The organism is Kurthia sibirica, assembly GCF_003143975.1.
In the GTDB taxonomy this organism is placed as follows: domain Bacteria; phylum Bacillota; class Bacilli; order Bacillales_A; family Planococcaceae; genus Kurthia; species Kurthia sibirica.
Window position 1 is genome coordinate 12,400 of record NZ_QFVR01000002.1, and the last position, 17,465, is coordinate 29,864.

Consider the following 17,465-nt stretch of genomic DNA (forward strand, 5'->3'; position numbering starts at 1 on the left):
TGTCTCAGGCTCTTTTTCATATGGAACACTAGCAGTTAAACGATGTTCGTACTTGTTTTTTGCTGTTGTAATTTCTCACTTAACTGATTGAGCATATCCTTGGTCATCGCATCTAAATCGAATTTTGCCTCAAATTGCCATTCTGCCTCTGCCGCAGAGCAATCCAATGAATCGGGCCAGCTATCTGCAATTGCTTGTCTTGCTGGATCTACTGCATAATCCATTGTGAATTCAGGGATATATTTTTGAATAGCAGCAGCAATTTGTGCTGGTTCAAAGCTCATCGCTGTAATATTAAAAGCATTGCGGTGTTGTAGTTTGTCACCATCTGCTTCCATTAATTTCACGATGGCATCAAGTGCATCTGGCATATACATCATATCCATATACGTACCTTCTGCAATATATGATGTGTAGCTACCATCTGTAATGGCTTTGTAGTAAATGTCTACTGCATAATCCGTTGTACCACCACCTGGGGCAGTAACATTTGAGATTAGGCCAGGAAAACGTACGCCTCGGGTATCAACACCATATTTTGTATAGTAGTAATCACATAAAAGTTCACCTGATACTTTGTTGACACCATACATTGTTGTCGGTCTTTGGAATGCATCTTGAGGAGTATGATCTTTTTGTGTTGAAGGACCAAATGCACCAATCGAACTCGGGGTAAAGAATTGAAGATTTAGCTTACGTGCTACTTCAAGTGCGTTCATCAAACCGCCCATATTCAAATTCCAAGCTAGTACAGGATTATTTTCTGCCGTTGCTGATAATAAAGCTGCCATATGCATCAATGTATCTGCACCAAAATTTTCTGCCAATTTTTGCATTTTTTCTGCATCCATTACGTCTAAAATTTCAAATGGGCCTGTTTTGGTAGCAGGTTCTCTAATATCTGTCGCTAAAACATTCATCACACCATATTCTTCACGCAATTTTTCTACTAACTCGGAACCAATTTGACCGCAGGCACCCGTTATCATAATTTTCTTCATTTCATTTCCTCCTCGCAGTGATTACATTTGTGTTTTTGGAGTGTACATCTTTCCTGTGCATACATTTGATTCTCCTGAAAGGACATTTTTCCACCCTTATAAAAGCTTTTACACCAATGTTTCTAAGTATATTCATTATATATTTTATTTTCAGTAATATCAACTTTTGTTTTTTTGTAGAACACAGTTTGTTTTTTACTGTAAGGGGTATTTTTAGAACAACTACTATTAAAAGGAGCATGAATATGCACTTGCTAAAGTTGATCAGCATATATGTTAGCGCAATTATTATTTGTTCATTATTATTTGCTATATCATTATCACCTATTTTTATCTTTTTAATTTTATTTACTTTTGTTTTTTCCTTCACTGTCTTACCATACTTCAATATTATTCATTGGACAAAGGACATCAAAAAAGTCGATCATTTCCTTCAAAATAATCGCCGCAAATTACTATTTGATTATTCTTATGCGGTGGCTCACGAATCAAAGGATTTTCAGCGAGCATTACTTGAAAAAATTATCGCGCTGACAAAACACCCAAATGATTTACATAATTACCGTGCATTATTAGCCATTTTAGATAATGATTATGATCGCGCGCTTTCTGAAGCCATGCAGATTAAAGATTATGATTTACGTCATTATACGATGGCCCAAGCAGAAATTTTACGCGGACATTTTGATGAGGCTTTACGACTGCGAGATACGTTAAAAAAACCTTGGATGACACATGCTCTTGACGCAAAAATCGCCTATGAATCATGTCTTTTTGATGACTATAAAATGAACTCTACCCTTGCAATCAATCGTAGTCGCGGCTTACAACGTTATATGTTAAGCCATTCTTTTCGACAATATATTTAGTCACAGACTCCGTCTATATTTATCCACTGCCCATCCCTAATAAAAATAGATAGGACCATTAAAAAAGATGACTCCAGTAGTTTACCGAAGTCATCAGATTGTAGCCTCATTAAATGGCTATGTCTTTTGTTATGCAGTTGGCAAAAAATAGATTGCCATTCATTGATCTACAGCGTACTGTAGGTTTTTTAACACTGTCTATTTAACCATTACAGGATTTTACCATTTTATTTTTTCACTAAATCGCCATATAATTCCGATCGACGATCATCATAAACAGGTATTTTTTTGCGTACTTCATCTACTTTAGCAATATCAATATCAACGATTGCCAGTTCTTCATCCTCTGCACCAGTCCATAAAATTTCACCCCATGGTTCAATAACCATCGATTGACCATTAAAATTTTCTGGCTTATTACTAATACGATTGATTGCAACGATAAAACATTGATTTTCTATTGCGCGCGCTTGCAATAGAATTTTCCAATGATCGATACGTGCAGTTGGCCATTGAGCTGATACAAAAATTACTTGTGCTCCATTTAATGCATGTAGACGCAACCATTCCGGGAAGCGAATATCATAGCAAATAACTCCCGCCGCATCTAAATCACCAAGTTGGAAATTATTTTGTGTGCTACCTGCAGCCAAATATAAATGCTCATCCATCAAACGGAAAAGATGCGCTTTATCATACTCACCTACTAGCTCACCACTATTATTGTATGTCAACATCGTATTATAAAATGCATCGCCTTTTTTAGTCGATACAGATCCACCAACGATATGCACATGTAATTCTCGCGCTAAATTTGCAAGAAAAGCCTTCGTACGTACACCATCGACATCGGCAATTCCTTCTAAACGATCCAGTGCATAACTCGTATTCCACATTTCTGGTAACACAACAATTTCCGCACCTTTTTCTACCGCTTCTCGAATTAACATCTCCACTCGAGAAAAATTTTTTTCGACATCGGCAAAGGACACTTTGAGCTGAATACATCCAATTTTCATTTCTCCACCACCTAGACAATTAGTTTAAAAAGTATTATGATTTGCGATAAAACTTATAAGTATTCATAGAGAAGGTTTTCTCTATCATAACAAAAATGTCCAAGGAGGCAAATAAATGACTCGTTCCAAACGCTTGAAAAATTTACCTGAACAATTTTTTGCAAAACTTGCAAGTCGTGTGACACAAGCTATCGCTGAAGGGAGAGATATTATTAATTTAGGTCAAGGAAATCCCGATCGCCCAACACCACAACATATTATTAAAGCCATGCAAGAAGCAACTGCTGACCCTACCATGCATAAATATTCACCTTTTAGAGGTATAACTCCTTTTAAAGAAGCCATTGCTGCTTTTTATAAGCGTGAGTATAATGTTGACATTGATACACAAACAGAAATCGCCATTCTCTTTGGTGCAAAATCGGGCCTTGTTGAATTGCCTTTAACGATTTTAGATCCAGGTGATACGATGCTCTTACCAGACCCTGGCTATCCCGATTATTTATCAAGTGTAGCACTTGCTGACATTAAATTTGAAACGATGCCCTTACTAGCTGATCATCATTTTTTACCGGATTATGCGGCATTAGATGATGCTGTCATTGAAGCTGCAAAATTGATGTACATAAATTATCCAAACAATCCAACAGGTGCAGTGGCAACACCCGCATTTTTTGATGAGACAATTGAATTTGCAAAGAAAAACAATATTACCGTCATGCATGATTTTGCTTATGCATCGCTTGGTTTTGATGGCCAACGTCCAATTAGCTTTTTACAATCAGATGGGGCGAAAGAAGTTGGCATTGAATTTTATACTTTATCCAAAACATATAATATGGCTGGTTGGCGTGTGGGTTTTGCAGTTGGTAACGCAGCGTTAATTGAGGGGTTAAACTTATTACAAGATCATTTATATTGCAGTATTTTCCCAGCAATTCAAATAGCCTCCGCTGTTGCACTCACAGATTCACAACAATGTGTTGTTGATCAACTAGCCGTTTATGAACAACGTCGTAATGTATTAATAACCGCTTGCCAACGTATTGGCTGGGCTGTAAATGCACCAGAAGGTAGCTTTTTTGCTTGGTTAAAAGTACCTGAAGGCTATACTAGTGAAGGCTTTGCGGATTATTTGCTAGACGAAGTGAATATTGCTGTTGCAGCAGGCAATGGCTTTGGAAAATTTGGTGAAGGTTATATTCGCGTGGGCTTACTTGTGGAAGAAAGTCGCTTATTAGAAGCAGTGGAAAGAATTTCAAGTTTGCCTGAGTTTTCGACAAATTTAAGTGTACAATAATAAAAATTAATACTTTTTCAAAAAAAGCATTGACTTGTCTGACTATTTTGTATAAATTGAATACAACAAATAATTATATAAAAATATATTCTCTTATCAAGAGTAGCTGAGGGACTGGCCCTATGAAGCTCGGCAACCTTCCCATACAATCCTGTATGTGGAAAGGTGCTAATTCCAGCAAGATGACAAAATCTTGATAGATAAGAGGGGTAAATCCGACAAATTTCGCCTCTCTATTTAATTAGAGGGGCTTTTTTATTTTTTATAATTATTAAAAAATAAAATGAGAAATTAAGGGGAGATTTATATTATGAAAAAAACAGCGGGAATTATTTTATCACTATCATTAGCAGCATCGGTATTAGCAGCATGTGGCAACGACAAAAAAGATGACGCAGCAGCAGGTTCTGACGATAAACTGATCGTTGGTGTTACAGGTGGTCCACATGAGAAAATTGCTAGAGAGGCTGCAAAAGTAGCTAAAGAAGACGGCTTGGATGTTGAACTAAAAGTATTTTCTGATTATGTATTACCAAATACTTCACTTGAACAAGGTGATTTAGATGCTAATAGTTTCCAGACGCTTACTTTCTTAGCAAATTACAATGCCGAGAAAAAAGGTAATTTAGTATCGGTTGGTACAACCATTTTAACACCAATGGGACTCTATTCTAAAAAAGTAAAATCACTTGATAAATTAAAAGATGGCTCGAAAATCGCCATTCCAAATGATGCTTCAAACGGCGCTCGTGCACTTGAGGTATTGGTACAAAATAAACTTATTACACTAAAAGATACGGGAGATACATTACCTACTCCCAAAGACATTGACAAAAATCCTCATCAATTCACATTTGTTGAATTAGAGGCTTCTCAATTACCACGTCAACTAGATGAAGTTGATGCAGCTGTCATTAATACGAATTTTGTGCTTGAAGCAGGTATGGATACAAAATCAGCTTTAGCAGTTGAAAGTACAGATTCTCCACATATCAATGCCATTGTGGTAGAAAAATCACATATCAATGATGCAGATGTTAAAAAATTTGTAAAAGCATATCATTCAGAAACAGTGAAAAAATACATCGAAAAAGAATTCGATGGTGCTGTTATTCCTGTATTTAATAAATAAGCTAATTTTGTAAGGAGAGATTGATATGATCGAGTTGAAAAATATAAAAAAAACATTTAAGTCGAATAAAAAATTAATTACAGCAGTTGATGGTGTCAGTATTTCGGTAAAAGAAGGCGAAATACATGGGGTCATTGGTTATAGTGGTGCTGGTAAAAGTACATTAATCCGCTGTGTTAATTTACTAGAAGCACCGACGGAGGGTGAAGTATTAATCAATGGGGAAAATTTACTAGAGCTATCCAGTGAAGAATTACGTAAAGTTCGCGGTGGTATCGGTATGATTTTCCAACATTTTAATCTACTTCAGACAGTGACAGTTTACGATAATATTGCCATTCCTTTAAAACTATCTGGTGTAGCTAAAAAGGATTTAAAAGTACGAGTTGAAAAATACTTAGAAATTGTTGGCTTAAGCGACCGCGCTGCAAACTACCCTTCCCAACTATCGGGTGGTCAAAAACAACGTGTTGCGATTGCACGTGCTCTCTCTTTAGAGCCCAAAATCCTACTAAGTGATGAAGCAACTTCTGCTCTAGATCCTGAAACGACCGACTCGATCTTAGATTTACTCCTTAAAATTAATAGAGAGTTAGGCATTACTATTTTACTCATCACACATGAAATGAATGTTATTCAAAAAATATGCGATGAAGTTTATGTAATGGAAAATGGGCAGGTTGTTGAACAAGGGCCGACACTTGAATTATTTGCTAAACCAGAACACCCAACAACACGTAAGTTTTTAAATACAATATCACAACGCCAGCTATCCGATACCCTCATTGAAACTTTGAATGTCTCTGGTGCTGTCACACGCCTAACCTTTGTAGGTCAAAGTACGGGTAAACCTGCATTAGCTGAAATTAGCAAACGTTTCGCCGTCACACCTAATATTTTGGCTGCTAATATTATCGAATTAAAAAATGGTATTGTCGGCAATATTACCGTACATCTTGAAGGTGATGCAATTGCCTTAAAAAAAGCGCTCAATTACTTACGTGATGTTGGCATCCGAATTGAGCAATTAGGAGGCCAAATTAGATGAGTACATTTATAGATGACTGGGGAGAGCTGCTCTGGAAAGGTATTATTGAAACCTTTCAAATGACGAGTATTTCACTTATTATCGCTATTTTAATCGGTGTACCACTGGGTATTGCCGTCGTATTAACAAGACCAGGTCAATTATTAGCTAATCGGGTAGTCTATCAAATTTTAAATATTATGATCAATATTGTACGATCTATCCCTTTTATTATTTTATTATTCTTCATAATTCCTTTTACGAAGTACATCGTTGGTACGACAATTGGCGTGCAAGGTATTATTGTTCCCTTGGTTCTTTATACAGCACCTTATATCGCTCGCTTAATGGAATCTGCTTTTTTAGAAGTAGATCAAGGTGTGATTGAAGCCTATAAAGCAATGGGTATGAAAAAAAGGCAGATCATTTGGCATGTCTTGCTACGCGAAGCACGTCCTTCGATGATTCTTGGGCTTACACTTGCAGTCATTAGTCTAATAGGTGCAACGGCAATGGCCGGCTTGGTTGGAGGCGGTGGACTTGGTGATATTGCCTATCGCTACGGTTTCCAACAATATAAAACAGAATTAATGTATGTTGTTGTTGCAATGCTCATTATTCTCGTACAAATTATTCAAACCATTGGTAATAGATGGGCAGCTCGTTTAAAACGCAATTAAAATAGGTCTACGTCAAATATTGGGTGGTATTGTTTGAAAACCCCAACAACTAGTATAGAATCATAAAAAAGTCTGAAATCAAATTGATTTCAGACTTTTTTTACGTTTTTTAACCATAAAATAAATAGCAATTAGAGTGATGGCTAAAATAGCAACAATTAATGGATTATGAATAAATAATGCAATTATACTAAATGACGCAGAAGATAACACTAGACCATAGATTAAATTACCACATGTTGTAGCAACAACAAAATGACTAAGTTTTATTGAACTTAAACCTGATACAATATTAATAAGGTTTGTTGGCATAAATGGTAGTATTCGCCCTAAAAAAACGAACATAAAACCATTTTTTTTAATTTTTTCTTCATATTTATGCAACTTTGTTTTCGCAAAAGCGTTAGGAAATATGTAACGAATCGATAAAAATATGAGTGTGCTACCAATAACACTACATAATGCGCTTAAAAAATAACCCGGCCAAAAGCCAAATAAAGATATATTAATAGTAATAACAAGGACAAGCGGTATAAATGTAAATAAATTTTGCAAAATCATAATAACAAGCATAATGGCGAAAACAATTAAAATATTATTATGTGCTAAATGTGTAATCATATCTGGTGATAGATCTGAGACATCTATACCACTTCGATAAATGATGAAAAATATTGTGAGTACAATAGCAAGATAGGCTGTTGCCCGAATAGTTAACTTTTTTCGATTCATACTAAAACTCCTTAAAAAACCTATACTATTTGTTTTCTAAAAAAAGTCACTAAAACAGTATATTCATTTTTTTACACAATATCAAATACAGGAAATACAATATATGGGATTAAATTGTTATTTTTTTAAAATATTTATTTATTATAATATTTCAATCATTGTTATGACTGACTTTATACGGTTATTCTGTTTTTACATATATGGGTTCCTGTTTAAAAACATTTTTTTGCGGTTGACAGTTTGAAATATAGTTGTTATGCTTCATCTCGTATTCACATCAAATTATTATTCCTCGTTAGGTGAGGCTCCTATATGAAGATATGCTGCTGCCCAGAAACGTCCAAAGACGCCAATGGGTCAACAGGAATCATCGAGTTAAGGTGATTTTTAACGTAGCTGGACTTAAACGTCCTATGTCATATAGTGCTAAAACTCTACGAAAGGGGCTTATGTAAAGATGCATGGACTTTCTTTGTGCATTTATTTAACATCCCTTTTCGTCGAGGGGTGTTTTTTTATTTGAAATTTATTATGACAAAGGAGTGAGGATCACATGGATAGTAGTCCTGAACCACATCACATACATCAAATACAGCTATGCAGAAAACCCTCAATGATAAGCTTTTTTGCATAATAAAGGAGAAACCCTATGATTAAAACACATTTATTTAATAAGGCTAACAATGAAATTATTCACGATGTACAATTGGATAACATACAGATGGCGACCGCCAACAAAGAAAATTTACTTTGGATTGATTTATATGATTATGACAATGTTGAACTACAGCAATTAGCACAATTATTCGATTTCCATGAATTAACAATAGAAGATTGCTTAGCTGTTGATACGCGCCCCAAAATGGATATGTATAAAAATTATTCATTTTTCGTCTTTCATGCTGCTGTCTATAAAGAATATAAAGACACTGAAATCACGACCGAAACATTGAATATTTTTGTCGGCGATCATTATGTTATTACGGTGCATAAGCAAAAGTTAAAATGGCTCGCTCACATGGAAATGTTTGCACTAAAGGATACACGCTTTATGAGCGGTGGAGCTGATTTACTTCTGCATACAATTATAGATGGTATTACCGATGAATATTTCCCTGTCTTAGATCGTATTCGTAGTCGCATCGATGAACTAGAAGATACGATGTATGACTATCCAGCAAAAAAAATCACCGATGAATTTTTAGCTTTAAAACGTTCTATTATTTTAATTCGTCAAACGATTATGCCGCAAAGACGAATCTTTTCAATGGTCAGTGGCAAATGGCAATTTCCCGTACACGAGGTAAATGAGCCATTTTTCAAAGATTTAAACGACCACCTTGAACGCATTGTCGATTCTACGGAAACCCATCAAGAACTTGTGAATAGTGCCCTTGATACGTATTATTCCATCATCAGCGCAAAATCAATTGATAAACTCAATATTTTAACAGTCATTTCTACAATTATGCTGCCACTATCAGTCATCGCTAGTTTTTTCGGCATGAATGTGCCACTACCATTCCAAGACGAGTGGTGGTCAACTATTGTCATCACTGCAGGTCTTGGTGTCTTCACATATGCTATGTGGAAATACTTCACGAAAATGGTTACACAATAATTACAACAAATGCAGCAGTAAACAGCAATTAATAGACAGATATAGTCCAGCATAATAATGCAATCGCCTATTATTCGACAATCTAAAAAATAACCAGTTTTCGATAATTAATCGAAAACTGGTTATTTAGATTGTTACTACCTGTATTCTTTGTAGAGCTTTTTTGTTGTGTCTCACCTAAAGGGGCAGCAGTACTTATATGAAATTATGATAAAAACCTAGTTCGGTTTAACCTCCTGTTGTTCTATACACTTCTTCAAATGGTTGCACGATGACAAAACCTTCACCTGAAAACTCCATTTGAATGGATTCACCACTACCACGACCGATAAATGTTCGTAAGCTGATATCCGTTTTAAATTCTGGTTTTAAATTACCTGACCACGCTACCGTAGCATTTGGATCCGTTAAAATAGGATTCTCCGATGTCACTCTAATCGTTAATGGCTCAAAATGTGTTGTGATGGCCACTTTACCTTGACCATCTAATAGTACATTAAACAAACCACCAGAAGCGATGCCAGCCATTTTACGCATCAAGCGAATATCCCAGTTTACTGATGGTTCAAAAGCAAGTAAATTATTGCCATTGACTGAAATTGAATCTTGCTCCAAATCAAAAATAACAATTTTTTTACCTTGATCTGCCAAGTATAACTTCCCTTCACCAGTAGCTTTCATTAATGCGGTACCCTCTCCAGTGAATGCTTTTTTAAACATTTTCCCGAGACCATGCTCTAACACTTTTTCACGTTCAAATTTAATATTACCTGTATAAGAAATCATGGAGCCCATCTTTGCCCAAACCTGACCATCCAAATTCACTTCTAAAACACGCTCTGTTTCCAATTCAAAAAACGAATTTTTTGTTGCATCTTCCTGTGTCTCTTTTAAAAAGTCGTCCAACGAATAATTACTCATCAAATTCCCTCCTACAGTTTTTTACATTATACCATTTTAATAACAAAAAACCGAAACCGCGCCACAGCGCAATTTCGGTTTTTTTGGCTCTATTATATATGTTGGGGTATTAAAACAATTCATGTTTTAGACAATTAGAAATAGCGAGAGCTTTCCGCCGACAAGTAACGCACTATTTATTTTCATCGTAGGTGAAAATAAAGGATTGCTTACTACTTGTTTTTCTGCAGGAGTCCTCGCCATTTCTTTTAATCATGATGAACATACCTAAAAATAGACAGAAAAAAGCACATAAAATGGTTTGAACGATTTAGAGCGAAGATCTTACTAACATTCAAGTATAAAGAAGTTGGTTTACATCTGGGCTAAATGAAAAAGGTGAATGAAATTGAAAATCCAATTTCATTCACCCCAACATTTGACACAGAGCTATTTTTTTACGCTCAAATATGGCCATGTTTTTATACGTATGCGCAATCCTCTTTATTAATTAATAATACCTAGTTCTTTCCCAACTTTTTCATAAATAACAAGTGCATCATCTAACATCGCTTGCGTATGTGCTGCTGATGGCATATTGCGTACACGCCCCGTTCCTTTTTGAACAGTTGGGAAGACGATTGACTTAGCATATACACCTTCTTCTAATAAACGGCGAGAAAATTGCTGTGTCAATTTTTCTTCTCCAATTATACATGGTGTAATCGGTGTTTCGGAATTGCCAATATTAAAGCCTAATTTTTTTAAACCAGCTTTTAAATAATCGCCATTTTCCCATAACTGATCGTGAAGTTCTGTTGAATCAATCAACATTTGAAGCGCCGCTGTAATAGCAGCTACATCTGCAGGTGGTAATGCTGTCGAGAATAAGAATGGACGAGATCGCACTTTCAGCCAGTCAATCATATTTTGTTTACCCGCAACATAACCGCCAACAACACCAATTGCTTTCGATAAAGTACCCATTTGGAAATCAATATCATTCTGTAATCCAAAATGTTTGACTGTACCCATCCCTTTACCTGTAACACCTGAACCATGGGCATCATCAACATATGTGATTAGGTCAAATTCTTTTGCTATTTCCACAATTTCAGGAAGTTTTGCAATATCACCATCCATTGAAAATACGCCATCTGTAATCACCATAATTTTTTTGTAAAGACCCGATTCTACTGCAGCTTGTGCTTTGTTACGAAGATCCGTCATATCCGAGTGATTAAAAGCAATTATTTTAGCTTTGGATAAGCGACAACCATCAATAATTGAAGCATGATTCAATGCATCCGATAAAATAGCATCATTTTTATCCATGACAGCTGAAATTGCAGCCATATTACAATTGAAACCCGATTGATACGAAATCGCAGCTTCTGTACCTTTGAATTCTGCTAATTTCTCCTCTAATTTCACATGAAGATCGAGTGTACCATTAATTGTACGAACTGCACCGGCACCAACGCCATAGACATCAATTGTTTGTTTAGCTACTTCTTTTAGTTGTGCATTCGTTGCTAATCCAAGATAGTTATTCGCTGAAAGATTAATAAGATTTTTACCTTTAATTTTTATAATGGGACCATTTGGACCTTCTACAGGTTCAATTTCATTGTATAATCCTTGATCGCGAAGCTCTTTTAAATTTTCTTCTAAAAATGAATGTAATGCTTTAGACAATTGAATCATTCCTTCCACTGCATAATACATATATTGTAGCATAATAAAGATTTTTTCACACTCGACAAAGACAGACAAACCATTGATACTATTGGTTTTACAGCTTTTTTTCAGCATTGTATTTCCACAAAGAACAACTGTCTATTTTTATCTGTCTAATAAAAACAACTGTCCAATTGACATGGAATAATTCGAGAAAAATAAGTTTGATGTCAGCCACAACAACTGAACATGAACATTTCAAAAAATAGAGTGATTTAGATTAGCTAATAGTTTAAAAGCCCAATTCTTTGTAGGCTATACAAAGAATTGGGCTTTATGATTATGCTTTTTTAGCCGTTGCTGATGCAAAATAATCGAAGGCTAACAAACTATATTTCATCGCAATTTGAATGACTGGTCCAAGTGCGAATACCATAATGACTGTACCGAGACCAATCGGTCCTCCGATTAAATAACCAGCAACTGCAACAAAAAATTCCATTCCTGTTCTGGCGACAGTGATGCTTAGCTTCATCTTATCTACCGCAATCAGCATTAAACTATCACGTGGACCTGCTCCCAATCCAGCCGCAATATAAATAGCATCGCCTATACCTAAAATAATAACACCAAGTACAAAATAGAGTAACTGTATGCTTGCTGTATGTACTTCAGGTATTAACGCATTAAAAATATCGATGAATGTGCCGGTTAATAACATATTGGCAATCGTTCCTATTTTCGGAAGCGTACGTAAGACAAGTGCGCTAATAATAATGATGATGAGGCCAATGATAATCGACCACATACCGATGGTTAATCCAAATGTATTAAATAGTCCCACATGAAGCACATCCCATGAACCGACTCCATAACGCTGACCTTTAATCGTTAATGCAACACCAAAAGCTAAAACCGCTAAACCTGTAACAAAAAATGTCCAACGTAAAACAAGATGATCTTTCATATTTTTTCCCCCCAAAAAAAACCTCATTTATATGAGGTTTTTCGCACAAACTACATTGTAACAAATGATATGCATTAATCACAAGTTATTGAACCAAATGTAGCATTCGTTATATGGGCTAAATGCTGTGGTGCGATAAGAATTTGCATGCCTCTCTTACCTGCACTAATAAATAGTTCATCTTGTTGTTGTGCCGTGTCGTCAATAACTGTCGGAAATTGTTTTTTCATGCCGATTGGTGAGCAACCACCACGAATATAACCTGTAGTTGGTAGTAAATCTTTCACATGAAGCATATCTATTTTCTTTTCACCAACAAATTTTGCTGCTGCTTTTAAATCAAGCTCACATGCTACGGGTATGACAAAAACATATAGTTGATTTTTCCCGGTGATCGCAACAAGTGTTTTAAAGACTTTCTCAACAGCTTCACCAATTTCCTGTGCTGCTGTTACGCCATCTAAATGTGCTTCATCAACTGTATATTCTTTTAAAGAGAACGGTATTTTTTTTTGTTCCAATAGCCGTACTGCATTTGTCTTTTGAATTTTTTTTGCCATCATAAAACTCCATTCCTATGCTGTGCGATAAATCATAGGCTGTAAAATTTTAAAGCCGCCTTTTGCCATCGTCATTTGAAATGTATATGTGGCAATTGCTTTTTCAGTCAAACGTTCTTTCGCCATTTGTTTCGCATTTTTCACATCAAAAATAGGTGCATGCGGAAGACCTGTTTCCGGGAGGAGATGTACTGAAACATTGCTATTTAACATTAATTGTACCGGTGTCGCTCCACCCTTTTGTTTACTATATATTTGATGATCCACATCTAATTGAAGTTGCTCATTGACTGCATCTTGCTTTAGTTGATCAATTGATTGTTGAATCTCTGGCTGGTTTTCAAGTTCTTTTTTACCTGTCAGTAAATCCATTAACTGTTCAATAGCTGGATTTTGCGTTGGTGTAAAATACTTTGCATTTTTACGGTATGCATCATCAGCACTTTTTGATGTTACTAATTTCTTTCGAGCTTCCACTTCTGTAAAACGATTATTTAATAATGCTGCTAATTTCATTTAATCCCTCCTTTTCACTACGCTTATAGGTAAAATAATTTTACCATGTCTGCCATGCCTTTAACACCAACGAATTACACAGGTCAACTAAAAATTACACATGAATAAATAGAACCAAAGACATCATATAAATCCAGCATTAGTAACTATATATCCGTATTAATTTAATACCAATTTGATTTTCATATCACAACAAAACATCCGAATACTTTTAGATTAAATCGGCTTATATTGCTAAATGTTTAGCTCTTGTTCATTTTTCTGTACAGCTTGAACAACCATACGAATTTCCCAATACTTATTCTATTATATAGTCCATCCATACATCACTTTCTTGAAAGCCAAATTTTTTATAGACAGGCTTTCCTAATTCCGATGCACCTAACCATAGTTGATTGACTTGTCGTGCTTTCGCTACTTCCACTAATTTTTCTAAAAGTGTTGTCGCAATACCACGCTTGCGATAATTTGGTTCTGTATACATATTGGTGACATAGCCTTTGATACTTGAGCCACTGGAGAATGATGGTGGAAATTCATAGAATACCAATGCACCACAAGCAACGATTCGACCTTCATCCTCCAATAAAATTTGAATCAAATCATGATCTTGCATTTTTGACGTAAAAAACTGTCTTAATTCGTCATCAATCAAACGATTTGCTACGCCCCCTTCATCGATTAATTGCTTTTTACGTAATTCACATAGTTGTTCAATATCTTCCATTGTCGCTTGACGATAATGCATAATCAGCACCCTTTCTTTTAACTACTATCTATTATTTTTACATTGATTACATTATATAACAAATAATTCATCTGATTACGTATAAAGATTACAATATCATACTGGCACGCTTACTTTGAATGGGTTTTTTGTGGACCCGATCATAAGAAATGGTAGAGGTTTGTACAACTCTTCCTATTTTGATGATTTCTGAACAATCTTTCCTCTACTATTTTTTTGATCAAATCATTACGCTAAAGGTGAATAGATGACTGTTCATCTACAATCATGCTCTTTGTCCTAAGTTGCTCGTAGTCGTTCCTGTGTAGGACAATAAAAAAGCCCCAAATGGGACACTTTTTTCTAAAGTGTCGACTATTCGAGGCTTTGTTTGTCATGCTATTCTTGTTCTTACGAATCTTTATTGCCAAAAAGTTTTGCTAGGGCATCTGCCATTGCTGTATTTTCTGGTTCTTCTTGTTTTTTCATGTATTTATTTACATCGCCTTTAGATACTTTTTTATTGCCTGATTCTTTACGACGTTTTTCGAAAGCAGATAATTTTTCACGATGCCCACATTTACATGCGAATATGCGACCATCGCCTTCACCACGTAATTCTAATTTTTTATGACAAACTGGACAACGCGCATTGGTAACTGTAGAGATTTTTTTTCGATTGCCACATTCACGATCTGAACAAACGAGCATTTTCCCACGTTTACCGTTTACTTCAAGCATCGGTTTGCCACATTCTGAACAACTTTTACCTGATAAATTATCATGCTTGAATTTTTGGTCACTTTTCTTAATATCAGAAATAGATTTTTGTGTAAAAGCAATCATCTTATTGATGAAGTCTGCTTTTTTTGCACGACCTGTCGCAATTTTATTGAGTTCAGTTTCCCACTCTGCTGTCAACGCGGGTGATTTTAAGTCTGCTGGTGCTAATTCAAGCAATTGACGACCTTTTGATGTCATAAATAAATCTTTGCCTTTTTTCTCAATAACAAATGATTTAAATAATTTTTCGATAATATCTGCACGTGTTGCCACCGTACCGATTCCGCCTGTTTCTTTTAATGTTTTTACTAATTCTTTTGATTCATCTGCCATAAATGCACTTGGATTTTCCATCGCTGCAAGCAATGTTCCTTCGTTAAAACGAGTTGGTGGCTTTGTATCTCCCTGTGTCATAGCAATTGCACGTAAAGTAATTGATTCACCTTTTGTGAAAGTAGGAATCGCGTGAACTTTGGATTCTTCATCTTCTTGCAGGTATACCGCCTTCCATCCTTCATCTACAACTACATTTCCTTTTGTCGTAAATTGTTCATTCCCAACTTGTAATGTGACAATCGTTTGATCATATTGGTATGGTTTATGGAATACAGCTAAAAAGCGTTTGGTAATCAGATCATATAATTTATACTCTTTATCTGATAAAGCACGTAAATCAACCGCTTCCTCTGTTGGGATAATAGCATGATGATCAGACACTAATGCATCATTTATAACACCTTTTTGAGCGACGGTTTGACCATTACGGATTAATTTATTGGCTGCCGCACGATTGTCTCCAACCGCCGAAGCTTTAATACGCTCTGCTAAAGTACTCGCCATATCCGTTGTTAAATGTTTTGAATCTGTACGTGGATATGTGACGATTTTATAACGCTCATACAGGGTTTGCAATGTTGATAATGTTTCTTTTGCAGACCAACCCCAACGTTTATGTCCTTCTTTTTGAAGTTCTGTCAAATCGAATAGTGACGGTGCTGATTGACGTTTTGGTGTCGTTTTAACATCGACTACCTTCGCTGTTTTTTGCGTGTCTAATTGCTTTAAAATAGCCTCGATTTTCTCTTTATTAAATGATTGTGTTTGGTTTGTCCCTTTTTCTTGCCAAATAAAAGTTGCATCATTTGTAAGAGCTTGTAGCCCATAAAAAGTTTTTGGTGTGAAATGTTTAATTTGCTCTTCACGATTGGCAATCATTGCTAACGTCGGCGTTTGAACACGACCTGTTGATAATTGTGCATTGTGTTTTACAGTTAGTGCACGTGTTGCGTTAATGCCAACTACCCAGTCCGCTTCAGCACGCGCTACCGCCGCTTCAAATAAATGCTCGTATTGACGACCATCTTTTAAATTATTGAAGCCATCTTTAATAGCTTTATCTGTTACAGAAGAAATCCATAAACGTTTAATTGGTTTTTTTGATTTTGCTTGAAGGAGAATCCACCGTGCCACCAATTCTCCTTCACGTCCTGCATCTGTCGCAATAATAATATTCGTAATATCATGGCGATTTAATTGTGTTTTTACAGCATTAAACTGCTTTGTTGTTTGACGAATCGGTACAAGTTTAAATGGCTGAGGAATGATCGGTAAATCCTCCATTTTCCATTCCTTGTAACTTTGATTGTACTGCTCTGGATCTGCATGTGTTACTAGATGACCTAATGCCCAAGTGACAACATATTGATCCCCTTCTAAAAAACCATTACCCTTTTTATTGCAGTTGAGCACTCTCGCGATATCGCGTGCTACCGATGGTTTTTCAGCTAATACTAATGATTTTGACATATTCCCGCTCCTCTCGCTACTCGTTCTATTATAACGGAAAAAAGACCAAGAATAGAATGATGCGCTCGAATAATTGAATTAAAAGAGAATAGATTGTCAATATAAAAACAGCCATCATAAAAATAACGACTGTTTTATCCTACAC

General features: G+C 35.7%; 16 protein-coding genes and 2 riboswitches. Of the genes, 6 read left to right on the plus strand and 10 right to left on the minus strand.

Annotation, left to right across the window (positions count from 1 at the left end):
- Positions 1-35: 35 nt before the first annotated feature.
- A complete protein-coding gene (locus DEX24_RS01765) occupies positions 36-1,001 on the minus strand; it encodes an L-threonine 3-dehydrogenase (RefSeq protein WP_109304688.1) in 966 nt (321 codons plus the stop codon).
- Between the two features lie 245 nt (positions 1,002-1,246).
- On the opposite strand from DEX24_RS01765, the gene DEX24_RS01775 reads away from it, so the two are divergent.
- A complete protein-coding gene (locus DEX24_RS01775) occupies positions 1,247-1,870 on the plus strand; it encodes a hypothetical protein (RefSeq protein ID WP_109304690.1) in 624 nt (207 codons plus the stop codon).
- Positions 1,871-2,097: 227 nt separating this feature from the next.
- On the opposite strand, the gene DEX24_RS01780 is transcribed toward DEX24_RS01775, so the two are convergent.
- The gene (locus DEX24_RS01780) at positions 2,098-2,889 is read right to left on the minus strand and encodes a carbon-nitrogen family hydrolase (protein WP_109304691.1); all 792 of its coding nucleotides are present in this window, start codon (positions 2,887-2,889) and stop codon (positions 2,098-2,100) included.
- Between the two features lie 115 nt (positions 2,890-3,004).
- On the opposite strand from DEX24_RS01780, the gene DEX24_RS01785 reads away from it, so the two are divergent.
- The 4 genes from DEX24_RS01785 to DEX24_RS01800 all read left to right on the plus strand — a co-directional run bounded on the left by DEX24_RS01785 (position 3,005) and on the right by DEX24_RS01800 (position 7,028).
- Positions 3,005-4,189, plus strand: a complete 1,185-nt coding sequence (locus DEX24_RS01785; protein ID WP_109304692.1) for a pyridoxal phosphate-dependent aminotransferase — start codon at positions 3,005-3,007, stop codon at positions 4,187-4,189.
- 90 nt (positions 4,190-4,279) lie between these two features.
- A riboswitch (SAM riboswitch) is annotated at positions 4,280-4,396 on the plus strand.
- A 103-nt stretch (positions 4,397-4,499) separates the two neighbouring features.
- Entirely contained in the window at positions 4,500-5,321 is an 822-nt protein-coding gene (locus DEX24_RS01790) for a MetQ/NlpA family ABC transporter substrate-binding protein (protein WP_109304693.1), read from the plus strand.
- A 25-nt stretch (positions 5,322-5,346) separates the two neighbouring features.
- A complete protein-coding gene (locus tag DEX24_RS01795) occupies positions 5,347-6,369 on the plus strand; it encodes a methionine ABC transporter ATP-binding protein (protein ID WP_109304694.1) in 1,023 nt (340 codons plus the stop codon).
- Positions 6,366-7,028 carry a methionine ABC transporter permease gene (locus tag DEX24_RS01800; protein ID WP_109304695.1) on the plus strand — a complete coding sequence of 221 codons (663 nt, stop codon included), beginning with the start codon at positions 6,366-6,368 and terminating at the stop codon, positions 7,026-7,028. The genes DEX24_RS01795 and DEX24_RS01800 overlap by 4 nt, the downstream gene beginning before the upstream one ends.
- 78 nt (positions 7,029-7,106) lie before the next feature.
- On the opposite strand, the gene DEX24_RS01805 is transcribed toward DEX24_RS01800, so the two are convergent.
- Positions 7,107-7,760: a TVP38/TMEM64 family protein gene (locus DEX24_RS01805; RefSeq protein ID WP_109304696.1), complete on the minus strand. Its 654-nt coding sequence runs from the start codon at positions 7,758-7,760 to the stop codon at positions 7,107-7,109.
- Between the two features lie 284 nt (positions 7,761-8,044).
- A riboswitch (M-box (ykoK) riboswitch) is annotated at positions 8,045-8,212 on the plus strand.
- A 197-nt stretch (positions 8,213-8,409) separates the two neighbouring features.
- Here DEX24_RS01805 and DEX24_RS01810 point away from each other — a divergent pair.
- Positions 8,410-9,381, plus strand: coding sequence for a magnesium transporter CorA family protein (locus DEX24_RS01810; RefSeq protein WP_109304697.1), 972 nt, complete (start codon positions 8,410-8,412; stop codon positions 9,379-9,381).
- Positions 9,382-9,609: 228 nt separating this feature from the next.
- Here the strand turns inward: DEX24_RS01810 and DEX24_RS01815 are convergent, their stop codons facing one another.
- The 7 genes from DEX24_RS01815 to DEX24_RS01845 form a co-directional block, all read right to left on the minus strand.
- Positions 9,610-10,302 (minus strand): AIM24 family protein, encoded by a 693-nt coding sequence (locus DEX24_RS01815; RefSeq protein ID WP_109304698.1) that lies wholly within the window; start codon positions 10,300-10,302, stop codon positions 9,610-9,612.
- Positions 10,303-10,788: 486 nt separating this feature from the next.
- Positions 10,789-11,988 carry a glycine C-acetyltransferase gene (locus DEX24_RS01820; protein WP_186819589.1) on the minus strand — a complete coding sequence of 400 codons (1,200 nt, stop codon included), beginning with the start codon at positions 11,986-11,988 and terminating at the stop codon, positions 10,789-10,791.
- 313 nt (positions 11,989-12,301) lie between these two features.
- Positions 12,302-12,928, minus strand: a complete 627-nt coding sequence (locus tag DEX24_RS01825; RefSeq protein WP_109304699.1) for a YczE/YyaS/YitT family protein — start codon at positions 12,926-12,928, stop codon at positions 12,302-12,304.
- Positions 12,929-13,002: 74 nt separating this feature from the next.
- Positions 13,003-13,488 (minus strand): Cys-tRNA(Pro) deacylase, encoded by a 486-nt coding sequence (ybaK, locus tag DEX24_RS01830; protein ID WP_109304700.1) that lies wholly within the window; start codon positions 13,486-13,488, stop codon positions 13,003-13,005.
- A 15-nt stretch (positions 13,489-13,503) separates the two neighbouring features.
- Complete coding sequence (locus tag DEX24_RS01835) at positions 13,504-14,004, minus strand: hypothetical protein (protein WP_109304701.1); 501 nt, start codon at positions 14,002-14,004, stop codon at positions 13,504-13,506.
- A 298-nt stretch (positions 14,005-14,302) separates the two neighbouring features.
- On the minus strand, positions 14,303-14,752 hold the full coding sequence (locus DEX24_RS01840; RefSeq protein WP_109304702.1) for a GNAT family N-acetyltransferase: 450 nt from the start codon (positions 14,750-14,752) through the stop codon (positions 14,303-14,305).
- Positions 14,753-15,142: 390 nt separating this feature from the next.
- Positions 15,143-17,320 carry a DNA topoisomerase III gene (locus tag DEX24_RS01845; protein WP_109304703.1) on the minus strand — a complete coding sequence of 726 codons (2,178 nt, stop codon included), beginning with the start codon at positions 17,318-17,320 and terminating at the stop codon, positions 15,143-15,145.
- Positions 17,321-17,465: the final 145 nt, after the last annotated feature.